This is a genomic window from Helicobacter pylori (genome assembly GCF_006440215.1).
In the GTDB taxonomy this organism is placed as follows: domain Bacteria; phylum Campylobacterota; class Campylobacteria; order Campylobacterales; family Helicobacteraceae; genus Helicobacter; species Helicobacter pylori_CS.
This window is the reverse complement of sequence record NZ_VEZH01000004.1, coordinates 50,364-75,826: the sequence shown is the minus strand read 5'-3', so window position 1 is coordinate 75,826 and position 25,463 is coordinate 50,364. Positions and strand designations below refer to the sequence as shown.

Annotated in this window: 22 protein-coding genes and 2 pseudogenes; 16 read left to right on the top strand and 8 right to left on the bottom strand. The window is 36.2% G+C overall.

From position 1 onward, the window contains the following. Positions 1-4: 4 nt before the first annotated feature. Positions 5-208, bottom strand: a complete 204-nt coding sequence (rpmE, locus tag FIM44_RS03030) for a 50S ribosomal protein L31 (RefSeq protein ID WP_000715278.1) — start codon at positions 206-208, stop codon at positions 5-7. A 259-nt stretch (positions 209-467) separates the two neighbouring features. Here rpmE and rho point away from each other — a divergent pair, with 259 nt between their 5' ends. After that, positions 468-1,784: a transcription termination factor Rho gene (gene rho / locus FIM44_RS03025; RefSeq protein ID WP_017280516.1), complete on the top strand. Its 1,317-nt coding sequence runs from the start codon at positions 468-470 to the stop codon at positions 1,782-1,784. 36 nt (positions 1,785-1,820) lie between these two features. Continuing rightward, on the top strand, positions 1,821-2,588 hold the full coding sequence (gene murI, locus FIM44_RS03020) for a glutamate racemase (RefSeq protein ID WP_140579035.1): 768 nt from the start codon (positions 1,821-1,823) through the stop codon (positions 2,586-2,588). Between the two features lie 431 nt (positions 2,589-3,019). On the opposite strand, the gene cagA (FIM44_RS03010) is transcribed toward murI, so the two are convergent. Continuing rightward, positions 3,020-6,571 (bottom strand): type IV secretion system oncogenic effector CagA, encoded by a 3,552-nt coding sequence (gene cagA / locus FIM44_RS03010; protein ID WP_140579034.1) that lies wholly within the window; start codon positions 6,569-6,571, stop codon positions 3,020-3,022. 378 nt (positions 6,572-6,949) lie between these two features. On the opposite strand from cagA (FIM44_RS03010), the gene FIM44_RS03005 reads away from it, so the two are divergent. Then, complete coding sequence (locus FIM44_RS03005) at positions 6,950-7,138, top strand: hypothetical protein (RefSeq protein ID WP_000849501.1); 189 nt, start codon at positions 6,950-6,952, stop codon at positions 7,136-7,138. A 253-nt stretch (positions 7,139-7,391) separates the two neighbouring features. Here FIM44_RS03005 and FIM44_RS03000 read toward each other — a convergent pair whose 3' ends face one another. Further along, positions 7,392-7,766 carry a C-terminal helicase domain-containing protein gene (locus FIM44_RS03000; protein WP_238699542.1) on the bottom strand — a complete coding sequence of 125 codons (375 nt, stop codon included), beginning with the start codon at positions 7,764-7,766 and terminating at the stop codon, positions 7,392-7,394. A gap of 124 nt (positions 7,767-7,890) precedes the next feature. Between FIM44_RS03000 and FIM44_RS02995 the strand changes: the two are divergent. Next, positions 7,891-7,995, top strand: a pseudogene (locus tag FIM44_RS02995) (RNA-guided endonuclease InsQ/TnpB family protein); the annotation flags it as partial. Here FIM44_RS02995 and FIM44_RS08810 read toward each other — a convergent pair. Continuing rightward, positions 7,952-8,134 (bottom strand): hypothetical protein, encoded by a 183-nt coding sequence (locus tag FIM44_RS08810; RefSeq protein WP_078258545.1) that lies wholly within the window; start codon positions 8,132-8,134, stop codon positions 7,952-7,954. The pseudogene FIM44_RS02995 and the gene FIM44_RS08810 overlap by 44 nt on opposite strands. Positions 8,135-8,316: 182 nt before the next feature. Then, positions 8,317-11,868: a type IV secretion system oncogenic effector CagA gene (gene cagA / locus FIM44_RS02985; RefSeq protein ID WP_140579034.1), complete on the bottom strand. Its 3,552-nt coding sequence runs from the start codon at positions 11,866-11,868 to the stop codon at positions 8,317-8,319. Between the two features lie 268 nt (positions 11,869-12,136). Here cagA (FIM44_RS02985) and cagB point away from each other — a divergent pair, with 268 nt between their 5' ends. The 6 genes from cagB to cagG all read left to right on the top strand — a co-directional run bounded on the left by cagB (position 12,137) and on the right by cagG (position 17,756). After that, positions 12,137-12,364 carry a cag pathogenicity island protein B gene (gene cagB / locus FIM44_RS02980; RefSeq protein ID WP_015642708.1) on the top strand — a complete coding sequence of 76 codons (228 nt, stop codon included), beginning with the start codon at positions 12,137-12,139 and terminating at the stop codon, positions 12,362-12,364. A 165-nt stretch (positions 12,365-12,529) separates the two neighbouring features. Continuing rightward, complete coding sequence (gene cagC, locus FIM44_RS02975; protein ID WP_140579033.1) at positions 12,530-12,877, top strand: cag pathogenicity island type IV secretion system protein CagC; 348 nt, start codon at positions 12,530-12,532, stop codon at positions 12,875-12,877. A gap of 1 nt (position 12,878) precedes the next feature. Next, entirely contained in the window at positions 12,879-13,502 is a 624-nt protein-coding gene (gene cagD, locus FIM44_RS02970) for a cag pathogenicity island type IV secretion system protein CagD (RefSeq protein ID WP_140579032.1), read from the top strand. An 8-nt stretch (positions 13,503-13,510) separates the two neighbouring features. Next, a complete protein-coding gene (cagE, locus tag FIM44_RS02965) occupies positions 13,511-16,462 on the top strand; it encodes a cag pathogenicity island type IV secretion system ATPase CagE (RefSeq protein ID WP_140579031.1) in 2,952 nt (983 codons plus the stop codon). 1 nt (position 16,463) lies between these two features. Further along, positions 16,464-17,270 (top strand): type IV secretion system chaperone CagF, encoded by an 807-nt coding sequence (cagF, locus tag FIM44_RS02960; RefSeq protein ID WP_140579030.1) that lies wholly within the window; start codon positions 16,464-16,466, stop codon positions 17,268-17,270. Positions 17,271-17,324: 54 nt separating this feature from the next. Beyond that, on the top strand, positions 17,325-17,756 hold the full coding sequence (cagG, locus tag FIM44_RS02955) for a cag pathogenicity island type IV secretion system translocation protein CagG (RefSeq protein ID WP_140579029.1): 432 nt from the start codon (positions 17,325-17,327) through the stop codon (positions 17,754-17,756). On the opposite strand, the gene FIM44_RS08595 is transcribed toward cagG, so the two are convergent. Next, positions 17,742-17,939 carry a hypothetical protein gene (locus tag FIM44_RS08595; protein WP_033123711.1) on the bottom strand — a complete coding sequence of 66 codons (198 nt, stop codon included), beginning with the start codon at positions 17,937-17,939 and terminating at the stop codon, positions 17,742-17,744. The two genes, cagG and FIM44_RS08595, sit on opposite strands and share 15 nt — an antisense overlap. Here FIM44_RS08595 and FIM44_RS02950 point away from each other — a divergent pair. Genes FIM44_RS02950 through cagL form a run of 3 tightly spaced genes read left to right on the top strand, consistent with a single transcriptional unit; the run spans position 17,926 to position 20,736 of the window. Further along, entirely contained in the window at positions 17,926-18,870 is a 945-nt protein-coding gene (locus FIM44_RS02950; protein WP_238699887.1) for a sodium:calcium antiporter, read from the top strand. The genes FIM44_RS08595 and FIM44_RS02950 overlap by 14 nt on opposite strands. A gap of 10 nt (positions 18,871-18,880) precedes the next feature. Beyond that, positions 18,881-20,026 (top strand): cag pathogenicity island type IV secretion system translocation protein CagI, encoded by a 1,146-nt coding sequence (cagI, locus tag FIM44_RS02945; RefSeq protein ID WP_140579027.1) that lies wholly within the window; start codon positions 18,881-18,883, stop codon positions 20,024-20,026. Beyond that, a complete protein-coding gene (cagL, locus tag FIM44_RS02940; RefSeq protein WP_140579026.1) occupies positions 20,023-20,736 on the top strand; it encodes a cag pathogenicity island VirB5 family T4SS-associated adhesin CagL in 714 nt (237 codons plus the stop codon). The genes cagI and cagL overlap by 4 nt, the downstream gene beginning before the upstream one ends. Positions 20,737-20,818: 82 nt before the next feature. Here cagL and cagN read toward each other — a convergent pair whose 3' ends face one another. Both cagN and cagM read right to left on the bottom strand, forming a co-directional pair. Next, entirely contained in the window at positions 20,819-21,739 is a 921-nt protein-coding gene (gene cagN, locus FIM44_RS02935) for a cag pathogenicity island type IV secretion system protein CagN (protein WP_140579025.1), read from the bottom strand. Positions 21,740-21,753: 14 nt separating this feature from the next. After that, a complete protein-coding gene (cagM, locus tag FIM44_RS02930; protein WP_140579024.1) occupies positions 21,754-22,884 on the bottom strand; it encodes a type IV secretion system apparatus protein CagM in 1,131 nt (376 codons plus the stop codon). A 426-nt stretch (positions 22,885-23,310) separates the two neighbouring features. Between cagM and cagP the strand changes: the two genes are divergently transcribed. The 3 genes and pseudogenes from cagP to FIM44_RS02915 all read left to right on the top strand — a co-directional run bounded on the left by cagP (position 23,311) and on the right by FIM44_RS02915 (position 24,758). Further along, the gene (gene cagP / locus FIM44_RS02925) at positions 23,311-23,655 is read left to right on the top strand and encodes a cag pathogenicity island protein CagP (RefSeq protein WP_033598392.1); all 345 of its coding nucleotides are present in this window, start codon (positions 23,311-23,313) and stop codon (positions 23,653-23,655) included. 599 nt (positions 23,656-24,254) lie between these two features. Next, positions 24,255-24,441, top strand: a pseudogene (locus FIM44_RS08590) (hypothetical protein). Next, positions 24,378-24,758, top strand: coding sequence for a cag pathogenicity island protein (locus FIM44_RS02915; protein ID WP_140579023.1), 381 nt, complete (start codon positions 24,378-24,380; stop codon positions 24,756-24,758). Before FIM44_RS08590 ends, FIM44_RS02915 begins: the two are co-directional and overlap by 64 nt. The last annotated feature ends 705 nt before the right edge of the window (positions 24,759-25,463 follow it).

The following is a 25,463-nucleotide window of genomic DNA, read 5'->3' as shown; positions in this document are numbered from 1 at the left end:
AGAATTACTTCAAGTTGTAGCGTTGCTTGAATTTCTCTACTCTCCCTGCAGTGTCAGCGATTTTATCGCTACCGGTATAGAAAGGGTGGCAAAAGCTAGAAATATCAATACGCATTTCAGGTTTGGTGCTTAAAACTTCAATTTCTTTCCCGCTAGTTACGCAAGTAACTTTGCATGGGATATATTCGGGGTGAATGCCTTTTTTCATCAAGTATCCTTTATTTTTAAATTTAAACTTAAAATTATAGCATAAGTAACAATAAATTAAAACCACTCTAAAGTTAAAATAAAATTTGACTTTATTAAAAAAATTATGATAGCATAGTCATTACAAAATCCAACACCTTATGATCCACCATTTTAATTTAAGTATCTTGTTGGTTATACCATTTTTTGCCTTATTTGCTTTTTGTATTTTTATCTTAATGGCAGCAAACTAGAAACCTCTTTTTTTAAAAGGAAATTTAATGAACGAAAACGCGCCTGCACACAAGAGTCCGCACAAAGTCAAAACACACACGCCAGTGAGTGGCTATCACATTGAAGATTTACGCACCTACCCTACTGAAAAGCTTTTAGAAATCGCTAACAAGCTCAAAGTGGAAAACCCTCAAGAATTCAAACGACAAGACTTGATGTTTGAAATTTTAAAAACCCAAGTCACGCAAGGCGGATACATTCTTTTTACCGGGATTTTAGAGATCATGCCTGATGGCTATGGCTTTTTAAGGGGGTTTGATGGGAGTTTTTCAGACGGGCATAACGACACTTATGTCAGCCCTTCTCAAATCAGGCGTTTTGCTTTAAGGAATGGCGATATTGTTACCGGTCAAGTGCGATCCCCCAAAGACCAGGAAAAATACTACGCCCTTTTAAAAATAGAAGCCATCAATTACTTGCCTTCAGATGAGATTAAAAACCGCCCTTTGTTTGACAATCTAACCCCCCTATTCCCTGATGAACAAATCAAATTAGAATACGAACCCACTAAAGTTACCGGTAGAATGCTAGATTTATTCAGCCCTGTGGGGAAAGGTCAAAGGGCTTTGATCGTCGCGCCACCAAGGACTGGGAAAACGGAGCTAATGAAAGAACTCGCCCAAGGCATCACCTCTAACCACCCTGAAGTGGAACTGATTATCCTTTTAGTGGATGAGCGCCCTGAAGAAGTTACGGATATGCAACGAAGCGTTAAAGGTCAAGTTTTTAGCTCCACTTTTGATTTGCCCGCAAACAACCACATACGAATCGCTGAGTTGGTGCTAGAAAGGGCTAAAAGGCGAGTAGAAATGGGCAAAGATGTGGTGGTTTTATTGGATTCTATCACCCGTTTAGCCAGAGCGTATAACGCTGTAACGCCTTCAAGCGGTAAGGTTTTAAGTGGGGGCGTGGATGCGAACGCCTTGCACAGGCCCAAGCGCTTTTTTGGAGCCGCAAGGAATATTGAAGAAGGCGGGAGCTTGACGATTATCGCTACTGCATTGATTGAAACGGGATCTAGAATGGATGAGGTGATTTTTGAAGAATTTAAAGGCACCGGGAATAGCGAAATCGTTTTAGCGAGGAATATTGCAGACAGGCGCATTTACCCGGCCTTTGATATTTTAAAATCCGGCACACGAAAAGATAATATCTTGCTTGGTAAAGACCGCTTGACTAAAGTGTGGGTTTTAAGGAATGTGATGCAGCAAATGGATGATATAGAAGCCTTAAGCTTTGTGTATTCTAAAATGCAACAAACTAAGGACAATGAAGAATTTTTAAATTTAATGAATGAAAAATAAAATCCCTAATTAATCCCATTAAATTAAAAAAGTGTCATGAAAATAGGCGTTTTTGATAGCGGTGTGGGAGGGTTTAGCGTTTTAAAAAGCCTTTTAAAAGCGCAATTATTTGATGAAATCATCTATTATGGCGATAGCGCTAGAGTGCCTTATGGCACTAAAGACCCCACCACGATCAAGCAATTTGGATTAGAGGCTTTGGATTTTTTCAAACCGCACCAGATTGGATTATTGATTGTGGCATGCAATACAGCGAGCGCTCTGGCTTTAGAAGAGATGCAAAAGCATTCCAAAATCTCTATTGTGGGCGTGATTGAACCAAGCATTTTAGCGATCAAACAACAAGTAAAAGATAAAAACGCCCCCATTTTAGTGCTAGGGACAAAAGCGACGATCCAATCCAACGCTTATGACAACGCCCTGAAACAACAAGGCTATTTGAACGTTTCGCATTTAGCCACTTCTCTTTTTGTGCCTTTGATTGAAGAAAGTATTTTAGAGGGCGAATTGCTAGAAACTTGCATGCGTTATTATTTCACTCCGTTAGAGATCTTGCCTGAAGTGGTTATTTTAGGTTGCACGCATTTTCCCTTGATCGCTCACCAAATTGAGAGCTATTTTATGGAGCATTTTGCCCTTTCAACGCCCCCCCTACTCATCCATTCTGGCGATGCTATTGTAGAATATTTGCAGCAAAAATACGCCCTTAAGAAAAACGCATGCGCATTCCCTAAAGTGGAATTTCATGCGAGCGGCGATGTAATTTGGCTAGAAAAACAGGCTAAAGAATGGCTCAAATTGTAACGCTAAATGCTTTCTATCCACAAACCCCCACTTTACTAAAAAATCTAGGTGTTTTTGAATGGTCATAGAATCAATCTCTGTAACCTGCGATAAATCACTAAGATTTAATCCATCCCCAAAAGCATGCAAGCAGAATAGAGTGAATTCCCCTATATATTCAATTCTTTCCAAACAAAAACTTAACTTATACCCCTAATAAGGAACACTCACATCTACAAAACTAATGCCATGCTTCACTCTTATAGCTCCTAAAATTCTCTCTTTATAACTCTTAATTAAGTTTCTTTATCAAAGGGTTAAGTCTTTTTGGGGTAAGAAATACCCATGCAGACCTTAAAGAATAAAGCCTTTCGTGTTAGTGTCTATTAGGGTGCTTTAGTTAGGAAGCCCCTTGCTTTTAGCAAGGGGTGTTTCTAGTATTCCTCGATCCTTTAAGATTTCTGGAAACCACTTTTTGTATTGATATTTTTGACTCCAAGTTCCACATTTGCTTTCGCCAAGCTGTAAGATCCTGTAGAAAATGTATTGGTTAAAAATTGCACAAAGCTAGACTTAATGTCTTTTACGGCATTGTTCAACTTGGTGGAAAACTTGAACGAATCAGAATAATCTTTCATATTCTTTTGGTTGAATCCAATTTTATCATACTCTGACAAATGAGCGCTTCCCACATTATGCGCAACTATCTTATCATTCACGAGCTTGAGCCACTCAGGATTTTTTTGCGTTAGCATGCCGGTCGCTTTTTCATTGATTGCTCCATGTTGGACATTGCTATTAATGCGTGTGTGGCTGTTAGTAGCGTAATTGTCCAATTTCGCTTGCAAACCAGTAGGCACTTGTTTCGCGCTTTCAACCCATAGCTTCACAGCATTCTTTTTTGTAGAATCTTTGAGTTCATCTATCTTTTGTTCTAGCTTGTCAAAATGACCTGTTTTAGCTTCTGATACCGCCTGATTGAGATCGCCAATTTTACGAGTCAATTCTTGTTCCCTTGAAAGCCCTACTCTACTGAGATCATCAAATCCAGCGCTTCTCCTCAAAGGGAAGCCTGCTTGATTGGCCTCATCAAAATCAATTGTAGCGTAAATGGGTTCAGGGCTAGCTGATTGCCCTGCTCCACCGAAATTGCCCACTCCTTTACCTGCTGATGCAATTTTGTTAATCCGGTCAATTTTTCTATTTATTGCTGATGTAGCTTCGTTGAGTTGGTCAATTTTTGCACTCACCTTTTTGGCAACTTGAGCGTAAATGGGCTCTTCAGGGCTAGTTGCTTGTCCTGCTTTCTTTTTATTGACTTTAGCGTAAATGGGCTCTTCGTTGTTTTTGAGTCCATTGCTATTGTTATTGGATTTTCCAAAAAGTTTCTCACTCAACTCTTTCCTAATGTCTGAAAAATTTTTGGAGAGCTTTGTGGCTTCTGTTTTAGATAACCCGTTACCGACTAGGGTTCCCCTCACACTATCTCTAACGAATTGTAGATCAGAATTTTTTCCAACATTAAAACTTTCATTTTTTTGATCCAATGACAAGTTTTTGAGTTCGGCTAGGGCTTGCTCTACCTTACTGAAATCGCCTGTTAATTTAGTCTCTGATACAGCCTGATTGAGATTCTCAACTTTATCCGTTATCTTTTGATTAATGATCACATCCTTAATGGAATTTTCAAGGTCGCTTTTTGCTTGTGTTACCTTGCTGAAATCCTTATTTTTGCCATTTTTGAAATCATTCAAAGCTGCATTAAGGTTTTCAATTTTTGAAATCCATTCTGGATTGATGCCTAAATCTTTCACCGAGTCTTTAAGGGCTTTTAGCGTTTCTTCTGCCTTGCTGAAATCATTATTTTTGCCATTTTTGAGTTCATCAAAAGATTTGCCAAAGTCTTTCAAATTCTTGTTGATATTTTCAAGTTTATCAGACAATTCGCTCCTAACGCCTTTAAGATTCGGATCGAAAGCGGCCGCTCTTGCTTCCTTACTAGCCTCTTTATTGATAAGTGCAAAAATCTTATCTTTTTGGCTGTTAGCTTGAGCTTTTGCTTCCATTCTATTTTTGTTGTCGTTTCTGCTTTCCAATTTTTTCGCTACTTCTTTCTCTAAATGCTCTCGTTTCCTTAGAGATTTTTCAAGATCTTTCTGAGCTTTTTTCACTTCATCATAATTGCCTGTGTTTTTAGCTTCAGCTACAGCTTTATTGAAGTTTGAAACTTTTCCAACCATTTCTTTGTTGCTGTTCAAAAAGTCTTTGATGAGCTTATTAGCTTCTTGTGGGGACAATCCTTTAGCCCACAATTTATCTTCTAAATCTCGCCTTATATAATTAGTGATAGCGAGATTATTTAAATTAGGCAAATTAAAGACAGCTACCTTGCTAAAATTTGCTTCCAAATGGGAAACGCCATTCGTAGTGCCCACGCCCTTATCAGGACTCTTGGAGGCGTTGGTGTATTTGAAATTAGAATAATTAACAAACATCACGCCATCATATTTTAGGCTACCTTGAAGAGTGGTTTTTACCTCCCCATCTAAAGCTTTATCTTGTTTTTTCCCATAATCTTTGAGAGTATAGCTCACTTCCCCATTACCAAACTCAGTAACCAAAGCTAAATGCTTGTTGTCTTTTTTAGAAACAAAAGCAATGTGATCATTCCCTAGAGCGTCCAAATAAGCCTTACGGTCTTTTTGGAAATTTTCAATCTCAGTTTGGAATTTTTCTTTCTCTTTCTCGCTCAAGTTATCTAGTTTAGCATTGTTTCGTGCAAGAAATTCCATGAAATCCACTTTGTTTTGGATCTCTTCTTGACTCATTGCTTGTTTCAAACCTGTGAGTTGGTCTTCTTTATAGAGGTAGAAGCTAGGGTTTTTAATCCCATCCTCATTACCCGCTATGACTAACCCACTGCCGTTATAAAGATGCGCATTAATGAGTGTGGCCACATTACTGCCTTGTTGGTCTTTATAACCAACGGTGGCGTTCCAATCATGCCTAGCTTCAGGACCACCATTATCCCCATACAATAATGAAACTTTTTCAGGTTCTATGTTACTATGACCCCCCATTAGCACAGAAGATAGAGCGTTATTGTGGATCAATAATTGATTGAACTTGTAATTAGGATCCTTGTCAGCGACTCCCTCAACATCCAACATCTCCATATCGCCAAGAGTGAATTTAGAAAAATTACCCCTTTCATCAAGCAAATCCCTAGCTTCAGGCGGTAAGCCTTGTATGTCGGTGGTGGTGGTGGCTAAATTTTGTTCAAAATCAGGCCTTGGCTCTTGATTGAGCGTTTCTTTGAGATCGGAAGATTGTTTTTTGTTGAATACAAATGATAAAAAAATATCAAGCCAATCCCCACCACTAGGCTCTGCATTTTTTTCTGCTTCTTGCCTCTCTTTCAAAGATTCATCAAACACGCCCATGAACTTTTGATCCGATCGGATTTGGTTCCCTATGATAATTCCTGCAAAAGATTGTTTGGCAGACCTCAAAAACTCCGCTTTTTCCTTATCATCAGAGATAGGGGGTTGTATGATATTTTCCATAAAATTTCGGATTTGTTGGGTGTTGATTTTAGACGGATCTTTTTGAAGGGACACCCAACTCGTAAAAATTTGGTAACGCTGATCCCCAAATTTCTTAAAGCTATCTACGGAAGAATCTACAGCAATGAGATTGTCTTTGTTGATTAAATCGTTGCTCTTATTGATAAAGTCTGAAAAATACTGATTCTTTTTGGCAGGATTTTTGATCGCTTTATTGGCGTATTCTTCCCTTAATTGCGAGATTTTCTCAAAAGCTTGCCTGTTATCCCTATCATTCTTATCAACGATTGGTTTTTGATCGGGATCAAATGAAGCGACAGCGTTATCAACTTTAATAAAAGCTACTTGAAGATTATTGATAAATCGTTGCGGAACAAAATCCGTTGGGTTTAGTGTTTGATCTGGTGTTGTTGTTTGATCAATGGTTTCGTTAGTCATTATTTCTCCTTCTATACCTAGAATTTGACCTAGAATTTGGTATCAAAGACCGCTAAAAGCCACTACACGCTTTGAGTGGTCAATTCATGTCTTTGAACCTTCTCATTATACCACAATATTTAGAACAAGGTGAACAAGCCTACTATAATTTTAATTCAAGAAGTCTAACTAAAATAAAAGGAGAAATTTTAGTTAGGGCTTTATTATAGCAAAAATTATCAAGGATTACAAAGGGTAGCACTTATGGTTTGGATTTAGGGCGTTATTGTGATTGTTTTGAGTTTCATTTACTTTTTGTTTCATAATAAATCTTAACTATCATAGACGCATGATTAAAGTATGTAAGTTATTAAAAATTTTAAAACAAAAGGATATAAAATGAAAACCATTAGAAATAGCATGTTCATTGGAGCGTCTTTACTCGGCGGTTGCGCTAGCGTTGAAACTCGTTTTGACGCTTTGCGTGTTGCTTGCATTAAAGATACTTCTATAGAAAAAGAATCGCATTACACGCCTAAGGACTTTGGTGGCTCTTATTTTAGCAATCAAACTGATATTGGGTTTTAGGGTTTTTTCTTCTTAAAAAATGTTTTGGCTTTTTTGTTAAATGTTGATTGAGCCAAGCATTTCAAGATATTTCAAAATAAAGAAAAATTAAAATAAAGTCAATCCAACTCAAGCTCTCATCTAGGATCTTTGAGTATTTTAAAAGTCATGCGATGGATCGGTAGATTATAAAGTTATGGCTCACCATAAAGTAAAGCATTCAAAAAATAAGTTTGCAATTTAGGAGCGTTTTGAAGCGAAGAATGTCTAATGATTATCTTTGGAAAAGATTACCTATTCTACAGACTTGCAAAATAGCGTTAAAGATATTCTTCTCATCGTTTCGCAAATTCTCAAAGAAAGACTTTTTACCCACAAAAATGAGATTTTCTTTTGCCCTAGAAATAGCTACATTCAAGCGTTTAGAATCTAGCAAGAAAGAAAGATTACCACAAGTTTTCACGGTGGAATAAATAATAATGTCTGCCTCCTCGCCTTGAAAGGCATCCACAGTGTCTATTTTGAGCTCATCAAAATTCTTGAAGCCGTATTTTTCCACTTCTGATCGCAAGCGTCTTTTTTGGGCATTATAAAGTGTGATAATTCCTATGGTTTTTCTGATTTTTCTTTGGTTAAGAGCGCGATTGATTTGCTCTAAAAGCTCTATGATTTTTTGAACTTGATCTTTGTTATAGCTACTTGTTTTTTCTAGTTGATGCTCTCTTTATAACCCTTAATTAATTCTGCACTATAGCACGAACCCACTAGCACAATCAAATTTAATTTTAAGCAAAGGGTCAAGTCTTTTTGGGGTAGGAAATATCCATGCAGACTTTAAAGAACAAAACCTTTCGTTAGTGTCTGTCGGGATATTTTAAGATGAAGTGCCCAACCGCTAAAGACGATTGGGCTTCCTAGGCTGATGTTGCCCGTAGGGAGAGTTTGGTTCTCACTCTGTGTCCCTATAGTAGGGATTTTACAGAGTTTGAGCTCCAACGCATTCCCTACAGGTCTCACACATCATATCTCCAAAGGCGTAACTTTGCGCACTTCCTGCGCTAGATACGAATGTATGGGGATATGATACCATGAATTGGTAGCATTCATCCCAACCACTAAAGACGATTGGGATTTCTGCTTGGGTAGTTTAAAAAACCCCTTGTTTTTAGCAAGGGGTGTTTCTAGTGTTCCTCGATCCTTTAAGATTTCTGGAAACCACTTTTTGTATTGATATTTTTGACTCCAAGTTCCACATTTGCTTTCGCCAAGCTGTAAGATCCTGTAGAAAATGTATTGGTTAAAAATTGCACAAAGCTAGACTTAATGTCTTTTACGGCATTGTTCAACTTGGTGGAAAACTTGAACGAATCAGAATAATCTTTCATATTCTTTTGGTTGAATCCAATTTTATCATACTCTGACAAATGAGCGCTTCCCACATTATGCGCAACTATCTTATCATTCACGAGCTTGAGCCACTCAGGATTTTTTTGCGTTAGCATGCCGGTCGCTTTTTCATTGATTGCTCCATGTTGGACATTGCTATTAATGCGTGTGTGGCTGTTAGTAGCGTAATTGTCCAATTTCGCTTGCAAACCAGTAGGCACTTGTTTCGCGCTTTCAACCCATAGCTTCACAGCATTCTTTTTTGTAGAATCTTTGAGTTCATCTATCTTTTGTTCTAGCTTGTCAAAATGACCTGTTTTAGCTTCTGATACCGCCTGATTGAGATCGCCAATTTTACGAGTCAATTCTTGTTCCCTTGAAAGCCCTACTCTACTGAGATCATCAAATCCAGCGCTTCTCCTCAAAGGGAAGCCTGCTTGATTGGCCTCATCAAAATCAATTGTAGCGTAAATGGGTTCAGGGCTAGCTGATTGCCCTGCTCCACCGAAATTGCCCACTCCTTTACCTGCTGATGCAATTTTGTTAATCCGGTCAATTTTTCTATTTATTGCTGATGTAGCTTCGTTGAGTTGGTCAATTTTTGCACTCACCTTTTTGGCAACTTGAGCGTAAATGGGCTCTTCAGGGCTAGTTGCTTGTCCTGCTTTCTTTTTATTGACTTTAGCGTAAATGGGCTCTTCGTTGTTTTTGAGTCCATTGCTATTGTTATTGGATTTTCCAAAAAGTTTCTCACTCAACTCTTTCCTAATGTCTGAAAAATTTTTGGAGAGCTTTGTGGCTTCTGTTTTAGATAACCCGTTACCGACTAGGGTTCCCCTCACACTATCTCTAACGAATTGTAGATCAGAATTTTTTCCAACATTAAAACTTTCATTTTTTTGATCCAATGACAAGTTTTTGAGTTCGGCTAGGGCTTGCTCTACCTTACTGAAATCGCCTGTTAATTTAGTCTCTGATACAGCCTGATTGAGATTCTCAACTTTATCCGTTATCTTTTGATTAATGATCACATCCTTAATGGAATTTTCAAGGTCGCTTTTTGCTTGTGTTACCTTGCTGAAATCCTTATTTTTGCCATTTTTGAAATCATTCAAAGCTGCATTAAGGTTTTCAATTTTTGAAATCCATTCTGGATTGATGCCTAAATCTTTCACCGAGTCTTTAAGGGCTTTTAGCGTTTCTTCTGCCTTGCTGAAATCATTATTTTTGCCATTTTTGAGTTCATCAAAAGATTTGCCAAAGTCTTTCAAATTCTTGTTGATATTTTCAAGTTTATCAGACAATTCGCTCCTAACGCCTTTAAGATTCGGATCGAAAGCGGCCGCTCTTGCTTCCTTACTAGCCTCTTTATTGATAAGTGCAAAAATCTTATCTTTTTGGCTGTTAGCTTGAGCTTTTGCTTCCATTCTATTTTTGTTGTCGTTTCTGCTTTCCAATTTTTTCGCTACTTCTTTCTCTAAATGCTCTCGTTTCCTTAGAGATTTTTCAAGATCTTTCTGAGCTTTTTTCACTTCATCATAATTGCCTGTGTTTTTAGCTTCAGCTACAGCTTTATTGAAGTTTGAAACTTTTCCAACCATTTCTTTGTTGCTGTTCAAAAAGTCTTTGATGAGCTTATTAGCTTCTTGTGGGGACAATCCTTTAGCCCACAATTTATCTTCTAAATCTCGCCTTATATAATTAGTGATAGCGAGATTATTTAAATTAGGCAAATTAAAGACAGCTACCTTGCTAAAATTTGCTTCCAAATGGGAAACGCCATTCGTAGTGCCCACGCCCTTATCAGGACTCTTGGAGGCGTTGGTGTATTTGAAATTAGAATAATTAACAAACATCACGCCATCATATTTTAGGCTACCTTGAAGAGTGGTTTTTACCTCCCCATCTAAAGCTTTATCTTGTTTTTTCCCATAATCTTTGAGAGTATAGCTCACTTCCCCATTACCAAACTCAGTAACCAAAGCTAAATGCTTGTTGTCTTTTTTAGAAACAAAAGCAATGTGATCATTCCCTAGAGCGTCCAAATAAGCCTTACGGTCTTTTTGGAAATTTTCAATCTCAGTTTGGAATTTTTCTTTCTCTTTCTCGCTCAAGTTATCTAGTTTAGCATTGTTTCGTGCAAGAAATTCCATGAAATCCACTTTGTTTTGGATCTCTTCTTGACTCATTGCTTGTTTCAAACCTGTGAGTTGGTCTTCTTTATAGAGGTAGAAGCTAGGGTTTTTAATCCCATCCTCATTACCCGCTATGACTAACCCACTGCCGTTATAAAGATGCGCATTAATGAGTGTGGCCACATTACTGCCTTGTTGGTCTTTATAACCAACGGTGGCGTTCCAATCATGCCTAGCTTCAGGACCACCATTATCCCCATACAATAATGAAACTTTTTCAGGTTCTATGTTACTATGACCCCCCATTAGCACAGAAGATAGAGCGTTATTGTGGATCAATAATTGATTGAACTTGTAATTAGGATCCTTGTCAGCGACTCCCTCAACATCCAACATCTCCATATCGCCAAGAGTGAATTTAGAAAAATTACCCCTTTCATCAAGCAAATCCCTAGCTTCAGGCGGTAAGCCTTGTATGTCGGTGGTGGTGGTGGCTAAATTTTGTTCAAAATCAGGCCTTGGCTCTTGATTGAGCGTTTCTTTGAGATCGGAAGATTGTTTTTTGTTGAATACAAATGATAAAAAAATATCAAGCCAATCCCCACCACTAGGCTCTGCATTTTTTTCTGCTTCTTGCCTCTCTTTCAAAGATTCATCAAACACGCCCATGAACTTTTGATCCGATCGGATTTGGTTCCCTATGATAATTCCTGCAAAAGATTGTTTGGCAGACCTCAAAAACTCCGCTTTTTCCTTATCATCAGAGATAGGGGGTTGTATGATATTTTCCATAAAATTTCGGATTTGTTGGGTGTTGATTTTAGACGGATCTTTTTGAAGGGACACCCAACTCGTAAAAATTTGGTAACGCTGATCCCCAAATTTCTTAAAGCTATCTACGGAAGAATCTACAGCAATGAGATTGTCTTTGTTGATTAAATCGTTGCTCTTATTGATAAAGTCTGAAAAATACTGATTCTTTTTGGCAGGATTTTTGATCGCTTTATTGGCGTATTCTTCCCTTAATTGCGAGATTTTCTCAAAAGCTTGCCTGTTATCCCTATCATTCTTATCAACGATTGGTTTTTGATCGGGATCAAATGAAGCGACAGCGTTATCAACTTTAATAAAAGCTACTTGAAGATTATTGATAAATCGTTGCGGAACAAAATCCGTTGGGTTTAGTGTTTGATCTGGTGTTGTTGTTTGATCAATGGTTTCGTTAGTCATTATTTCTCCTTCTATACCTAGAATTTGACCTAGAATTTGGTATCAAAGACCGCTAAAAGCCACTACACGCTTTGAGTGGTCAATTCATGTCTTTGAACATTCTCATTATACTACAATATCAAGCATTTTTTCATTAATATATTGTTGATATTGAAAAATTCCAGTCGTTGCAAGCGTCTAAAGGCTAGGAACGATTCACATTTTTACCCGCAATTGACAAAAACTTGCTAAAATAGACAAATTTTAATAAGAAGTGTTTGTGATCCACATGGAAAATAAATCAATAGGACAGATTTTCAAAGACAGCTTCAAAAAAAGTTTCTTTAGTGGTCTATGGAGTTGCTTAAAATGGAGCTTTATTCTCACTCTGATCAGCTTGGGTTTGTTTTTGCTTGTTTTTAGGTTTCAACCTGAGATTATTAAAAAATACATCAAAGATCCTAAAGATCTACAATTCTACAACGACTTGAGAAACAAAAAAGGTTGGGACAAGTAGGTTTATTGTTCTAAATTGTGCCAATTGTCAAACAAAAGTGTCGGTTTTTCTCTAAATCAAGAAGGATACACACAAGACCAGTTAATCTAGTGGTGCTTGCGTGGAAGTGTAAAAATATTTTTTTTTGGTATAATCACACCATATTTTCAATCTGAAAGGAAACGCATGAAATTTCTTACAAAAATCACTGACAGCTACAAGAAAATTGTAGTAACTTTAGGGTTAATGATGACAACCAATCCTTTAATGGCGGTCACCAGTCCTGCAACAGGCGTTACTGAGACTAAAACTTTGGTTATTCAGATCATTTCTGTTCTAGCGATCGTGGGTGGTTGCGCTCTAGGGGTCAAAGGCATAGCGGATATTTGGAAAATCTCTGATGACATCAAAAGAGGTCAGGCGACTGTTTTTGCTTATGCGCAACCCATAGCTATGTTAGCGGTGGCAGGCGGTATTATTTATTTGAGCACTAAGTTTGGCTTCAATATTGGCGAGAGTGGAGGAGCTAGCTAAATTGAATAACAATAATAGTAATAAAAAGCTAAGAGACTTTTTTTTGAAAGTTCTCTTAAGTCTCGTTGTTTTCAGTTCGTATGGGTTGGCAAATGATGATAATCAAGCGAAAAAAGAAGCGCTAGAAAAAGAAAAAAACACTCCTAGTGGGCGTGTTTATACGAATTTAGATTTTGATAGTTTCAAGGCGACTATCAAAAATTTGCAAGACAAGAAAGTAACTTTCAAAGAAGTCAATCCCGATATTATCAAAAATGAAGTTTTTGATTTCGTGATTGTCAATAGAGTCCTTAAAAAAATAAAGGATTTGAAGCATTACGATCCAGTTATTGAAAAAATCTTTGATGAAAAGGGTAAAGAAATGGGATTGAATGTAGAATTACAGATCAATCCTGAAGTGAAAGACTTTTTTACTTTCAAAAGCATCAGCACGACTAACAAACAACGCTGCTTCCTATCATTGCGCGGAGAAACAAGAGAAATTCTATGCGATGATAAGCTCTATAATGTTTTATTGGCCGTATTCAATTCTTATGACCCCAATGATCTTTTGAAACATATTAGCACTATAGAGTCTCTCAAAAAAATCTTTTATACAATTACATGTGAAGCGGTATATCTATAAAGAGAGGGGTGTTTGTGGCAAGCAAGCAAGCCGATGAACAAAAAAAGCTAATCATAGAGCAAGAGGTTCAAAAGCGGCAGTTTCAAAAAATAGAAGAACTTAAAACAGACATGCAAAAAGGTGTCAATCCCTTTTTTAAAGTCTTGTTTGATGGGGGGAATAGGTTGTTTGGTTTCCCTGAAACTTTTATTTATTCCTCTATATTTATATTGTTTGTAACGATTGTATTATCTGTTATTCTTTTTCAAGCCTATGAACCTGTTTTGATTGTGGCGATTGTTATTGTGCTTGTAGCTCTTGGATTCAAGAAAGACTATAGGCTTTATCAAAGAATGGAGCGAGCGATGAAATTTAAAAAACCTTTTTTGTTTAAGGGCGTGAAAAACAAAGCATTCATGAGCATTTTTTCCATGAAGCCTAGTAAAGAAATGGCTAATGACATCCATTTAAATCCAAACAGAGAAGACAGACTTGTGAGCGCGGCAAACTCCTACCTAGCGAATAACTATGAATGTTTTTTAGATGATGGGGTGATCCTTACTAACAACTATTCTCTTTTAGGCACAATCAAATTGGGGGGCATTGATTTTTTAACCACTTCCAAAAAAGATCTCATAGAGTTACACGCTTCTATTTATAGCGTTTTTAGGAATTTTGTTACCCCTGAATTCAAATTTTATTTTCACACTGTTAAAAAGAAAATCGTTATTGATGAAACCAATAGGGACTATGGTCTTATTTTTTCTAATGATTTTATGCGAGCCTATAATGAGAAGCAAAAGAGAGAAAGTTTTTATAATATTAGTTTTTTTCTGACCATAGAGCAAGATTTATTAGACACTCTCAATGAACCTGTTATGAATAAAAAACATTTTGCAGACAATAATTTTGAAGAGTTTCAAAGGATTATTAGAGCCAAGCTTGAAAACTTCAAGGATAGGATAGAGCTCATAGAAGAGCTATTGAGTAAATACCACCCCACTAGATTAAAAGAATATATTAAAGATGGGGTTGTTTATTCCAAACAATGCGAGTTTTACAATTTTCTTGTGGGAATGAATGAAGCCCCTTTTATTTGCAACAGAAAAGACTTGTATCTCAAGGAAAAAATGCATGGTGGGGTGAAAGAAGTTTATTTTGCCAATAAGCATGGAAAAATCTTAAATGACGATTTGAGTGAAAAATATTTTAGCGCTATTGAGATTAGTGAATACGCCCCCAAATCACAGAGCGATTTGTTTGATAAGATCAACGCTCTAGACAGCGAATTCATCTTTATGCATGCTTATTCGCCTAAAAACTCACAGGTTTTAAAGGACAAACTAGCTTTCACCTCTAGAAGGATTATTATTAGTGGAGGCTCTAAAGAGCAGGGCATGACTTTAGGTTGTTTGAGCGAATTAGTGGGTAATGGTGATATTACGCTAGGCAGTTATGGTAATTCTTTAGTGCTGTTTGCTGATAGCTTTGAAAAAATGAAACAAAGCGTCAAGGAATGCGTCTCTAGTCTTAACGCTAAAGGTTTTTTAGCCAACGCAGCGACTTTCTCTATGGAAAATTACTTTTTTGCCAAACATTGTTCTTTTATCACGCTTCCTTTTATTTTTGATGTAACTTCTAATAATTTTGCTGATTTCATCGCTATGAGAGCGATGAGTTTTGATGGCAATCAAGAGAATAACGCTTGGGGTAATAGCGTCATGACGCTAAAAAGCGAGATCAATTCGCCTTTTTATCTGAACTTCCACATGCCTACTGATTTTGGTTCAGCTTCAGCAGGGCACACTTTGATACTTGGCTCAACCGGTTCAGGTAAGACGGTGTTTATGTCAATGACTCTAAACGCTATGGGACAATTTGCCCACAATTTTCCTGCTAATGTCAGCAAAGACAAGCAAAAGCTCACTATGGTCTATATGGATAAAGATTATGGCGCTTATGGGAATATTGTCGCAATGGGTGGGGAGTATGTCAAGATTGAGCTAGGGACAGATACAGGATTAAATCCTTTTGCTTGGGCGGCTTGTGTGCAAAAATCCAATGCAACAATGGAGCAAAAACAAACAGCTATTTCTGTTGTCAAAGAGCTTGTGAAAAACTTAGCCACCAAAAGCGATGAAAAAGATGAAAATGGCAACAGCATCTCTTTTAGCCTAGCTGATTCTAACACGCTTGCAGCGGCAGTAACCAACCTTATCACAGGAGATATGAACCTAGATTATCCCATCACTCAACTTATTAATGCTTTCGGAAAAGACCACAATGATCCTAATGGGCTTGTTGCGCGATTAGCGCCTTTTTGCAAATCAACCAATGGTGAATTTCAATGGCTTTTTGATAATAAAGCAACCGATCGCTTAGATTTTTCAAAAACGATTATTGGCGTTGATGGATCAAGTTTCTTAGACAATAATGATGTTTCGCCCTTTATTTGTTTTTATTTGTTCGCTCGTATCCAAGAGGCAATGGATGGGCGTAGATTTGTCTTAGATATTGATGAAGCTTGGAAATATTTAGGCGATCCAAAGGTCGCTTATTTTGTAAGAGACATGCTAAAAACTGCAAGGAAAAGAAACGCTATTGTTAGACTTGCGACTCAAAGCATCACTGATCTTTTAGCTTGCCCTATTGCTGATACGATTAGAGAACAATGCCCTACAAAGATTTTTTTGAGAAACGATGGGGGAAATCTTTCTGATTACCAAAGATTAGCCAATGTTACAGAAAAAGAATTTGAAATCATCACTAAGGGGCTAGATAGGAAAATTCTCTACAAACAAGATGGAAGCCCTAGCGTTATCGCTAGTTTTAATTTGAGAGGCATTCCTAAAGAATATTTGAAAATTTTATCCACAGATACTGTATTTGTCAAAGAAATTGACAAGATTATCCAAAACCATAGTATCATAGATAAATATCAGGCCTTGAGGCAGATGTATCAACAAATAAAGGAGTATTAAAATGAAACAAAGTTTGCGTGAACAAAAATTATTGAAAATTTTAGAAAATGATGTCTTGACGATTTTGGATAGTTTTTCTAATTATCTTTTTGAACTGAGAGAAGAATTGGACTTCATAGAAGAAGAAATGGAGGGCGAAATCACCGAACAAAACCTTACCACTCTTTATGATTTTTCTAATTTCTTAGAAGACCATGTCAATGTGTTTTATGAGAATGTTTTAAATATAGATGATGTCAAAACAGAACACCTTTATTCAGGTCTCATAGATAGTCTCAATGCTAATCTTCACTTTGTCAAGTCATTTCTCAGTAATCAGGATTTAGACTTCCGCTTTTTTAAAGAAATAAACGATGGGCAAGATCCCCAAAAAACACTATCAAGATTAATTCCTCTTCAAAGTGGGAAAAATGATGCAAGCTCGTTTAAAGCAAATAATTCTTTTGTCTCATTAGTTTATGTTTATGTTTACTTCATGTTAGAAACTATCATGCAGTCGTATAGGATTCTCAGATTGCTAGAAAAACCTATCAATAACAACATAAGCGAGGATATGCAGAGCGATATAGAGAATTTTTTTGTTCAAGCGAATTTTTTAGAATACTATGTTCAAAACAAAATATACCCAACCAATCATGCCTATGACTTCACGCATTTAATCATGGACTCCATTGTTCCTAATTGGATTCGGGTTGATATGAGCGTTGAAGCTAAAAAGAAAGAGCTTTTTGAAAAATATTTTCAAAACATTGATGAAGTAACAAACAAAATGCTCGATCAAAAAAATCAAAATAAAAATAGCGATTGAGCGGTGTTAATGCGCTAGAATAGTGCTAAAAATAAGAATAAAGGAGTCAAAAGTATGAAAACGAATTTTTATAAAATTAGATTACTATTTGCTTGGTGTCTTATCATTGGCATGTTTAACGCTCCGCTTAACGCTGACCAAAACACTGATATAAAAGATATTAGTCCTGAAGATATGGCACTAAATAGCGTGGGGCTTGTTTCTAGAGATCAACTAAAAATAGAGATCCCTAAAGAAACCCTAGAGCAAAAAGTGGCGATACTCAATGACTATAATGATAAGAATGTTAATATCAAGTTTGATAACATAAGTTTAGGGAGTTTTCAACCTAATGATAATCTAGGTATCAATGCGATGTGGGGCATTCAAAATCTTCTCATGAGCCAAATGATGGGCGATTACGGCCCAAACAATCCTTTCATGTATGGTTATGCACCAACATATCCAGATTCATCGTTTTTACCACCAAGCTTAGGGGGGTTTTAACATGGCAGGCACACAAGCTATATATGAATCATCTTCTGCAGGCTTCTTATCGGAAATCTCATCAGTCATCTCAAGCACAAGTGGTGTTGCAGGGCCATTTGCAGGAATAGTAGCGGGTGCTATGACAGCAGCGATTATTCCTATTGTTGTGGGATTTACTAATCCGCAAATGACCGCTATCATGACCCAATACAATCAAAGCATCGCTGAAGCCGTAAGCATGCCTATGAAAGCCGCTAACCAACAATACAACCAATTGTATCAAGGTTTTAACGATCAAAGCATGGCTGTGGGGAACAATATCTTAAATATCAGCAAATTAACAGGGGAATTTAACGTGCAAGGCAACACGCAAGGCGCGCAAATTAGTGCTGTTAATAGTCAGATTGCAAGCATTTTAGCGAGTAACACGACCCCTAAAAATCCTAGCGCTATTGAAGCTTATGCGACGAATCAAATCGCTGTTCCTAGTGTGCCAACAACGGTTGAAATGATGAGCAGTATCTTAGGCAATATTACAAGTGCAGCACCAAAATACGCCCTAGCTCTACAAGAACAACTGCGTTCTCAAGCAAGCAACAGCTCAATGAATGATACAGCCGATTCCCTTGATAGCTGTACCGCTTTAGGTGCGCTTATTGGCTCATCAAAAGTGTTTTTTAGTTGCATGCAAATTTCTATGACTCCTATGAGTGTCTCTATGCCCACTGTTTATGCCAAATACCAAGCGTTAGCCGCTAATGCCCTAACTTCAGGCGTTAATCCTATGACCACTCCTGCATGCCCTATTGGGGACAAAGTTCTTGTCGTTTATTGCTATGCTGAAAAAGTAGCAGAAATTTTGAGAGAATACTATATAGAATTTGTGAAAAACAGTACCAATTTGTTGCAAAACGCTTCTCAAATGATACTTAATCAATCAGGATTAGCTACTAGCACCTATGACACTCAAGCGATTTCTAACATAAGCTCGCTATATAATTACAATATAGTAGCGAATAAATCTTTTTTAAAATCGCATTTGACTTATCTTGATTACATCAAAGACAAACTTAAGGGGCAAAAAGATAGCTACTTAACAGAAAGGGTGCAAACTAAAATAATCGTGAAGTGAGGAAAGAGATGTGAAATGTTTTTTAAGCATATTTTCTTTCTTAACTTTTTGTGGTTTGTTTCTGAATGGTGCAGGGGCAGTAATAACGCTTGAATCTGCCTTAAAAGCCATTCAAGCGGATGCACAAGCCAAACAAAAAACCGCTCAAGCCGAATTAAAAGCCATAGAGGCTCAATCTAGTGCCAAAGAAAAAGCCATTCAAGCGCAAATAGAGGGACAATTGAGAACTCAGCTTGCAACTATAAGCGCTATGTTAAAAGGGGCTAATGGCGTTATTAATGGTGTCAATAGCATGACAGGGGGGTTTTTTGCAGGTTCAGACATCTTGCTTGGCATCATGGAAGGGTATTCAAGCGCGCTTAGCGCATTGGGAGGGAATGTCAACATGATCGTGGAAAAACAAAAAATTAATACCCAAACAGAAATCCAAAACATGCAAATTGCGCTCCAAAAAAATAACGAAATGATCAAACTCAAAATGAACCAGCAAAACGCTCTCTTAGAAGCGTTAAAAAACAGCCTTGAACCGAGCGTTACCCTAAAAACACAAATGGAAATGCTTTCTCAAGCTCTAGGAAGTTCTTCTGACAACGCTAAATACATCGCTTACAATACGATTGGTATCAAGGCGTTTGAAGAAACCTTAAAAGGTTTTGAAACATGGTTGAAAGTGGCTATGCAAAAAGCGACCCTTATTGACTACAATTCCCTAACAGGCCAGGCTTTGTTTCAAAGCACCATCTACGAGCCTGCTCTTAGTTTTTTTTCAAGCATGGGTGCACCATTTGGAATCATTGAAACATTTACTCTAGCACCCACAAAATGCCCCTATCTTGATGGGCTAAAAATTTCAGCATGCCTTATGGAACAGGTTATTCAGAATTACAGAAAGATTGTAGCCCTTATTCAAAATAAACTAAATGATGCAGATTTTCAAAATATCGCTTATTTGAATGGGATCAATGAAGAAATCAAAACCTTAAAAGGATCAGTAGATTTGAATGCACTCATAGAAGTTGCTATCTTAAACGCAGAAAATCATTTAAGCTATATAGAGAATCTTGAAAAAAAAGCCGACCTTTGGGAAGAACAACTGAAATTAGAGAGAGAAACGACAGCAAGAAACATTGCTAGCTCTAAAGTTATTGTCAAATGAAAACACTCGTGAAAAATACCATATCTTCTTTTTTGCTATTGTCTGTTTTGATGGCAGAAGATATAACAAGCGGTTTAAAGCAACTTGATAGCACCTACAAAGAGACCAACCAACAAGTGCTCAAAAACTTAGATGAGATTTTTTCAACCACTAGCCCTAGCGCTAATGATAAAATAGGTAAAGAAGATGCTCTAAACATCAAAAAAGCGGCCATTGCTTTGAGGGGAGATTTAGCGTTATTGAAAGCCAATTTTGAAACCAATGAGTTATTTTTCATCTCAGAAGATGTGATTTTCAAGACTTATATGTCTAGCCCTGAACTTTTATTAACCTATATGAAAATCAATCCCTTAGACCAAAAGACTGCTGATCAGCAATGCGGAATATCCGATAAAGTTTTAGTTCTTTATTGTGAGGGGAAGCTGAAAATCGAGCAAGAAAAACAAAATATAAGAGAGCGTTTAGAAACTTCTCTAAAGGCGTATCAGAGCAATATTGGAGGTACAGCTTCCTTAATCACTGCTTCACAGACGCTTGTAGAAAGCCTAAAGAATAAAAATTTCATTAAAGGAATCAGAAAGCTCATGTTAGCTCACAACAAGATCTTTTTAAATTATTTAGAGAAGTTGGACGCATTAGAAATATCCCTAGAACAAAGCAAGCGACAATACCTACAAGAAAGGCAATCAAGTAAGATTATTGTTAAATAATTTTTCTGAGACAACAAGCTATGATTTCTAACCTTTGGGATTTGTTTCTCTAGTTGTTTTTTTGAGCTAATAATTTTGATCGCTATTTTTTTCCATGAGCAATGCTTTGTTCTATTTGATTGATGACGCTACTAGGCAGTTCAGATTTAGAGCGGTTGTTTGAGAATGCTGCATCTTTGGCTTCATTTTCTTTTGTGTCAGTAGCTCCAAACTCACTTGCATTTGTAGTATCTTGGTGGTTGTTTTCTTGCTCCATTTCTTTTTTTCTCTTCTCACAAATAGCGCACGAAGCTATAAGAAAGGCTCTATTGTTGCTGTTATTAAGAGCGAGTTTTAAACCACTCAAGTGTTGTCTAGAAAACTTGTTGTTTTCTGTCTCTATTTCTTGAATTTTTTCTAATAAGGGGGCAAGAATTTTTTGATCCTTGATGCCTTTGATCAAACACTTTCTTAACCCATCGTAATCGTTGCTTGAAATAATACACTCATTGATAATGATTTCAATTTCAGGTGTTCTCCACTCATTAGGCACAAGCGGAGCAGCAGGTTTCACAAAAGCTTCATTCACCTTATTGATCATCTCATCAAAGTTATCATCTTTATTGGATTTGGTTTCAGTGGAAGAATTGCTATTAGGGTTGTCATTCAAAGGGTTAGCGTTAGTTTCGTTTAATTCTTGTAGTCCTTTGTGTTTAGCCGCTTTTTTTTGAATAGAAGAGTTGTTCTTTTTTTCAAACGCTTCAATATTCTTTTGAATTTGCTCCGCTCTCGCCCTATCGTTTCGTAATTTTTCTCTCAAAGCGTTAGTGGCGAATTTTTTTTCCTCTTCTGTAATTTCTTTGTCGTCATGTCTTTGATGGAATGTTTTGATTTTTTTAAAGCCTAAAGCCACTAATTTTTTGTATTCACTCGGTAATAATGCTGTATTGATAGCGTTTAAGCCCCCATAAATAACTAAAAAATAAAGAGCGACAGAACCTAGTTTTTTGAAGATACTTTTCAAGAGTGTCTCCTTTCCTATTCAAAGGGATTATTCTTGGCAACATTGTTTCGGTATGCAGAAAGCACTGTTTTGAAGAAATTAAATATCTTGTAGTGTTCTTTTTGCATAGTTGTTTTGTCGCTCATCATAGGATCGCTATCTACGAAAATATTGTATTCATTAGTCTTTTTTAATATAGATTTTTTGGATTGGGTATCAAAATTGAAGCTGTCTAAAACCAACAAACACAATTTTTGTTTTTGAGCGAAACTCAATTTTTGATTGGTAAAGTTTTTAGTCAGAGTATTCAATTCCACATCATCTTTGACATTTTTCAACAAGTTAGAAAAAGCCTCATAGCCCCTTAAGTATTTCTCATTGATCTTATCAATCGCCATGCTAAACGCCAAGCGTTCCGAGTTAAAAATAAGCGTGTTGGTAGCTTTTTGGGCAATATCTTTTGCTTTGGAGTCAAACTTGTTTCTTTCAAGCTGTAAGTAATAATCTATATTATCCAATTCTTTTCGGCTCAATAAATTAGAAACGTTATTGGAATATTCTTCAATCGCTTGCTTGTAAGATAAAGCTAATCGGCTCGCTTTTTTGTTTTGTTCTTCATCTAAAGAAAACACACCCATTTGAAGCAAAGCCTGAGCCTTATCTTTAGTGGTAGCGGTGGTTTTTTTAAAAATACTGCTCGTTTTCACTTGAGGGTAGTAATAACTCAAACGCTCCTTATCTTCTTTGGTGAATGTTTCTTGGTTTAAAACATAGGCATAAGGGTTAGGGAGAAGTTTCTTATAGAGAGGGTTATCTTTTAAGGCTTGCTCTAGATCCCCATAAGCCTTTGACTTAGCAGTAAGGATTTTACCTCTTGTCTCTTTCTCTAAAGCCTCTTTTTCTTTTTTGTATTTGTTTTCTAAGTCTGAAAGAACTTTAGCTCTATGATCCATAAGCTCTTTGATTTTTTGTTTTCTAAAAATCAAGTCTTCTAAGAAATCATGCGTATTGTTTAAGAGCTTCTTGCGAGCCTTAAGAGCGTCTTCTTTTGCAGCCACTTCTTCTTGTTCTTTTTTTATCTCGTTGAAAAATGAACCAAACTGCTCCACATTAGCCGACAAAACTCCAAACGCAACCAATGAGCTAAAAACAATTTTTGCAAGCATCTTATAGTTTTTGTAACCTTAAAATTTCAAAGAATATCAATACATTTTACCACAATTTTTACAAAACTATGAATCAAGATTTTTCCATATCCAAAAGGTAAATAAAATCCAGGTCTTATAGTGTTATGTTTTTCTTGCTTGTATGCGGCTTGTTGGTATTTTTTAAGTTTTTCTTAAGATTATTTTTATACAATGAAATTGTGTTTTTTAGATGGAAAACTCCTTTATTCTTTAACAGATGTTTTTTGTTTGGCATAAACAAACAAATCGTTGGTTTGTGCTATACCACATGTTAGTATCAGCAAGTGGGGTATTCTTTGAAATTTGGAGTTAGATTAGGGTGGTTTTGTAAAATACTTATTATTTCCTATGCTCCTTTGCTCCTTTATAGGTTCACCGCCTTGAACTAGTTCTTTCAAAACCAAAATGAAACAACCAATTAGCCAATTAAAACAAAATTTCTTACAATTCAAACATTCTTTCAACAAACATTTAGATAAGTACAGCCTTTATTATAGGCTGTTCAATATCAGCTCTATCGTTATAGGTTTTTTAATAGCGCTTTTTTCTTATGGGGCAGGAGTGATTTTAGTTTATCCAATATTATTCTTATTCGCTCTTATAATAAAACCTAGCTTTTTTTATTACACTACTTATCTTTTGTTGCTCGTTTCTCTCAGCGTAATAAGCAAATACTATCTCTTAAGCCACGCAAATTTCACAATGAAGCTAATCATACTTATGACTCAATGGCAAAATTGGTTCTTGTAAGTATCTCAAGCTCTAATGATAACTTTATCTTACTAGCGAAAAACTCCGTCCTTTAAGGCACTACATGTAAGTGCCTAGCCCATTAGGCTATTTTTAGTATCGTTCTATCTAATCCATTTAATTTTTAGTGTATTCTGCTAAACATTGGAGAGACCCCACAACTCCTAACAATAGATCAATTTAAATTAAAAAGTGTTAAGATGCTTCTATGAAATCCAATAAAGGTTTTAAATTCCGTATAAATTACAACACTCCTTTTGTCTATAACCAAGCCTATTTTTGTGCATAACCATACAAAAGCTTTTTGGCAATCTTGTTGCAAGCCTAATGGGTCATTTAGAGTCTTGTTTAAAAATTTTTCAAATTTGTCCATAAAATACAAATTTTTTAGGGTATCGTAAAATTTTCTAAACTTTCTTTATTTTTAAAAATCCATAGAAATCTTAATCCCAAACTCCACGATTTTAAATTTAAAGGAGCGTTTTTTAAAAACAACTCTGCGTTCAGTGTGTTGGCAATTTTGTTTTTGGTATGGTGGTGGTTTTCCAATTTAATATTAAGAAAAATTTGCTATAATAAGCAATAAAAACAAAAAGAATATGAATGTTTGGTGGCAAAAAATATTTGATTTGTTTGTGGTTGGTGATTATTATAGCTCTTGATTTCATGGATAATTTTAGGATTAAAGGATTTTCTTAGTGGCTTAGGTATATTGCTGTGGAATGCTCTCTGCTAAAACACGCATTAGAACTCCGAGCAAGCAAGAACTTGTGCAACCAAAAATAAAAGGATTGGTTATGGGAAAAATTTTAGCTTCTTTGTTGGGTGGCGGAACAAATCTTTTTACAGGTTTATCTAGTGATTTGTTTTCTATGATATTAAATTTTTTGTTCTTTCTAATGTTAATGATGGGACTTAATGAAATATTAGAGAAGAAATTCAACTTACCCATAGATAACATCAAGGATTTTATGATGGAAGTGCTGAAGAATGGATTTGATAGTATCAAAAACATGGGATCTGCTTTGGTTGGTAATGGTTTTGGTAGCAGCAAATCAAACAAAACCACTAATAAAATGAGTGTCTCTCAAGTAAGACTCTAATGGTGTATTAACTATGTATTAACTATCTAAAGGTGAAATTTTTTCATCTTTCACAGAGAGATTTATTTAATCAACAAGGTTTTTACCGCCCTTAATTTTCTACTCGCTTCAAAAGAGACTTTAGAACAACAAGACAAAGAATTTTCAATCAGTGGAATCAAAGAATTAAAAGAGAAGCGCTTGTATCCATCAGATAAAAACGATTGCAATATCAATAACTAAACCACCGCAATACCCACTAAAATCTGTCTTTTCACTACAAAAATCTTGAAGAACCAATGATTTTCCACCTAAAAACACGCTAAAAACGCATACTCTTTTTATGATTTTAATTTTACTTAAACAACCTTTTTAAAAGGATCAAAAACTCTCTATGCTATTTATTCTTTAAGAGTTTCACTCTATAGTGTGTTTTGATGCTCTCATCAAGGTTGCTAAATCCCTTAAAATGGGTAATAACTCACTAGCTGAACATTATGATTTTATTGATGTTTGATTTATGATTGATTTTTGCTATTTTGAAAAGCTCAACATCCATTGAAAAATATTGAATAATCTCTCTGAATTTGGTCTTGAGAATCTTAATTAAAAACTTGTTTAACATCGTAATAATGGTAACTTAAGACTCCTTTTTGAAAATTGAGTTATCTTGACACTTTATTTTAGTTGTAACGCATTTTTACGACTTGTCTTGCTTTTTTACAG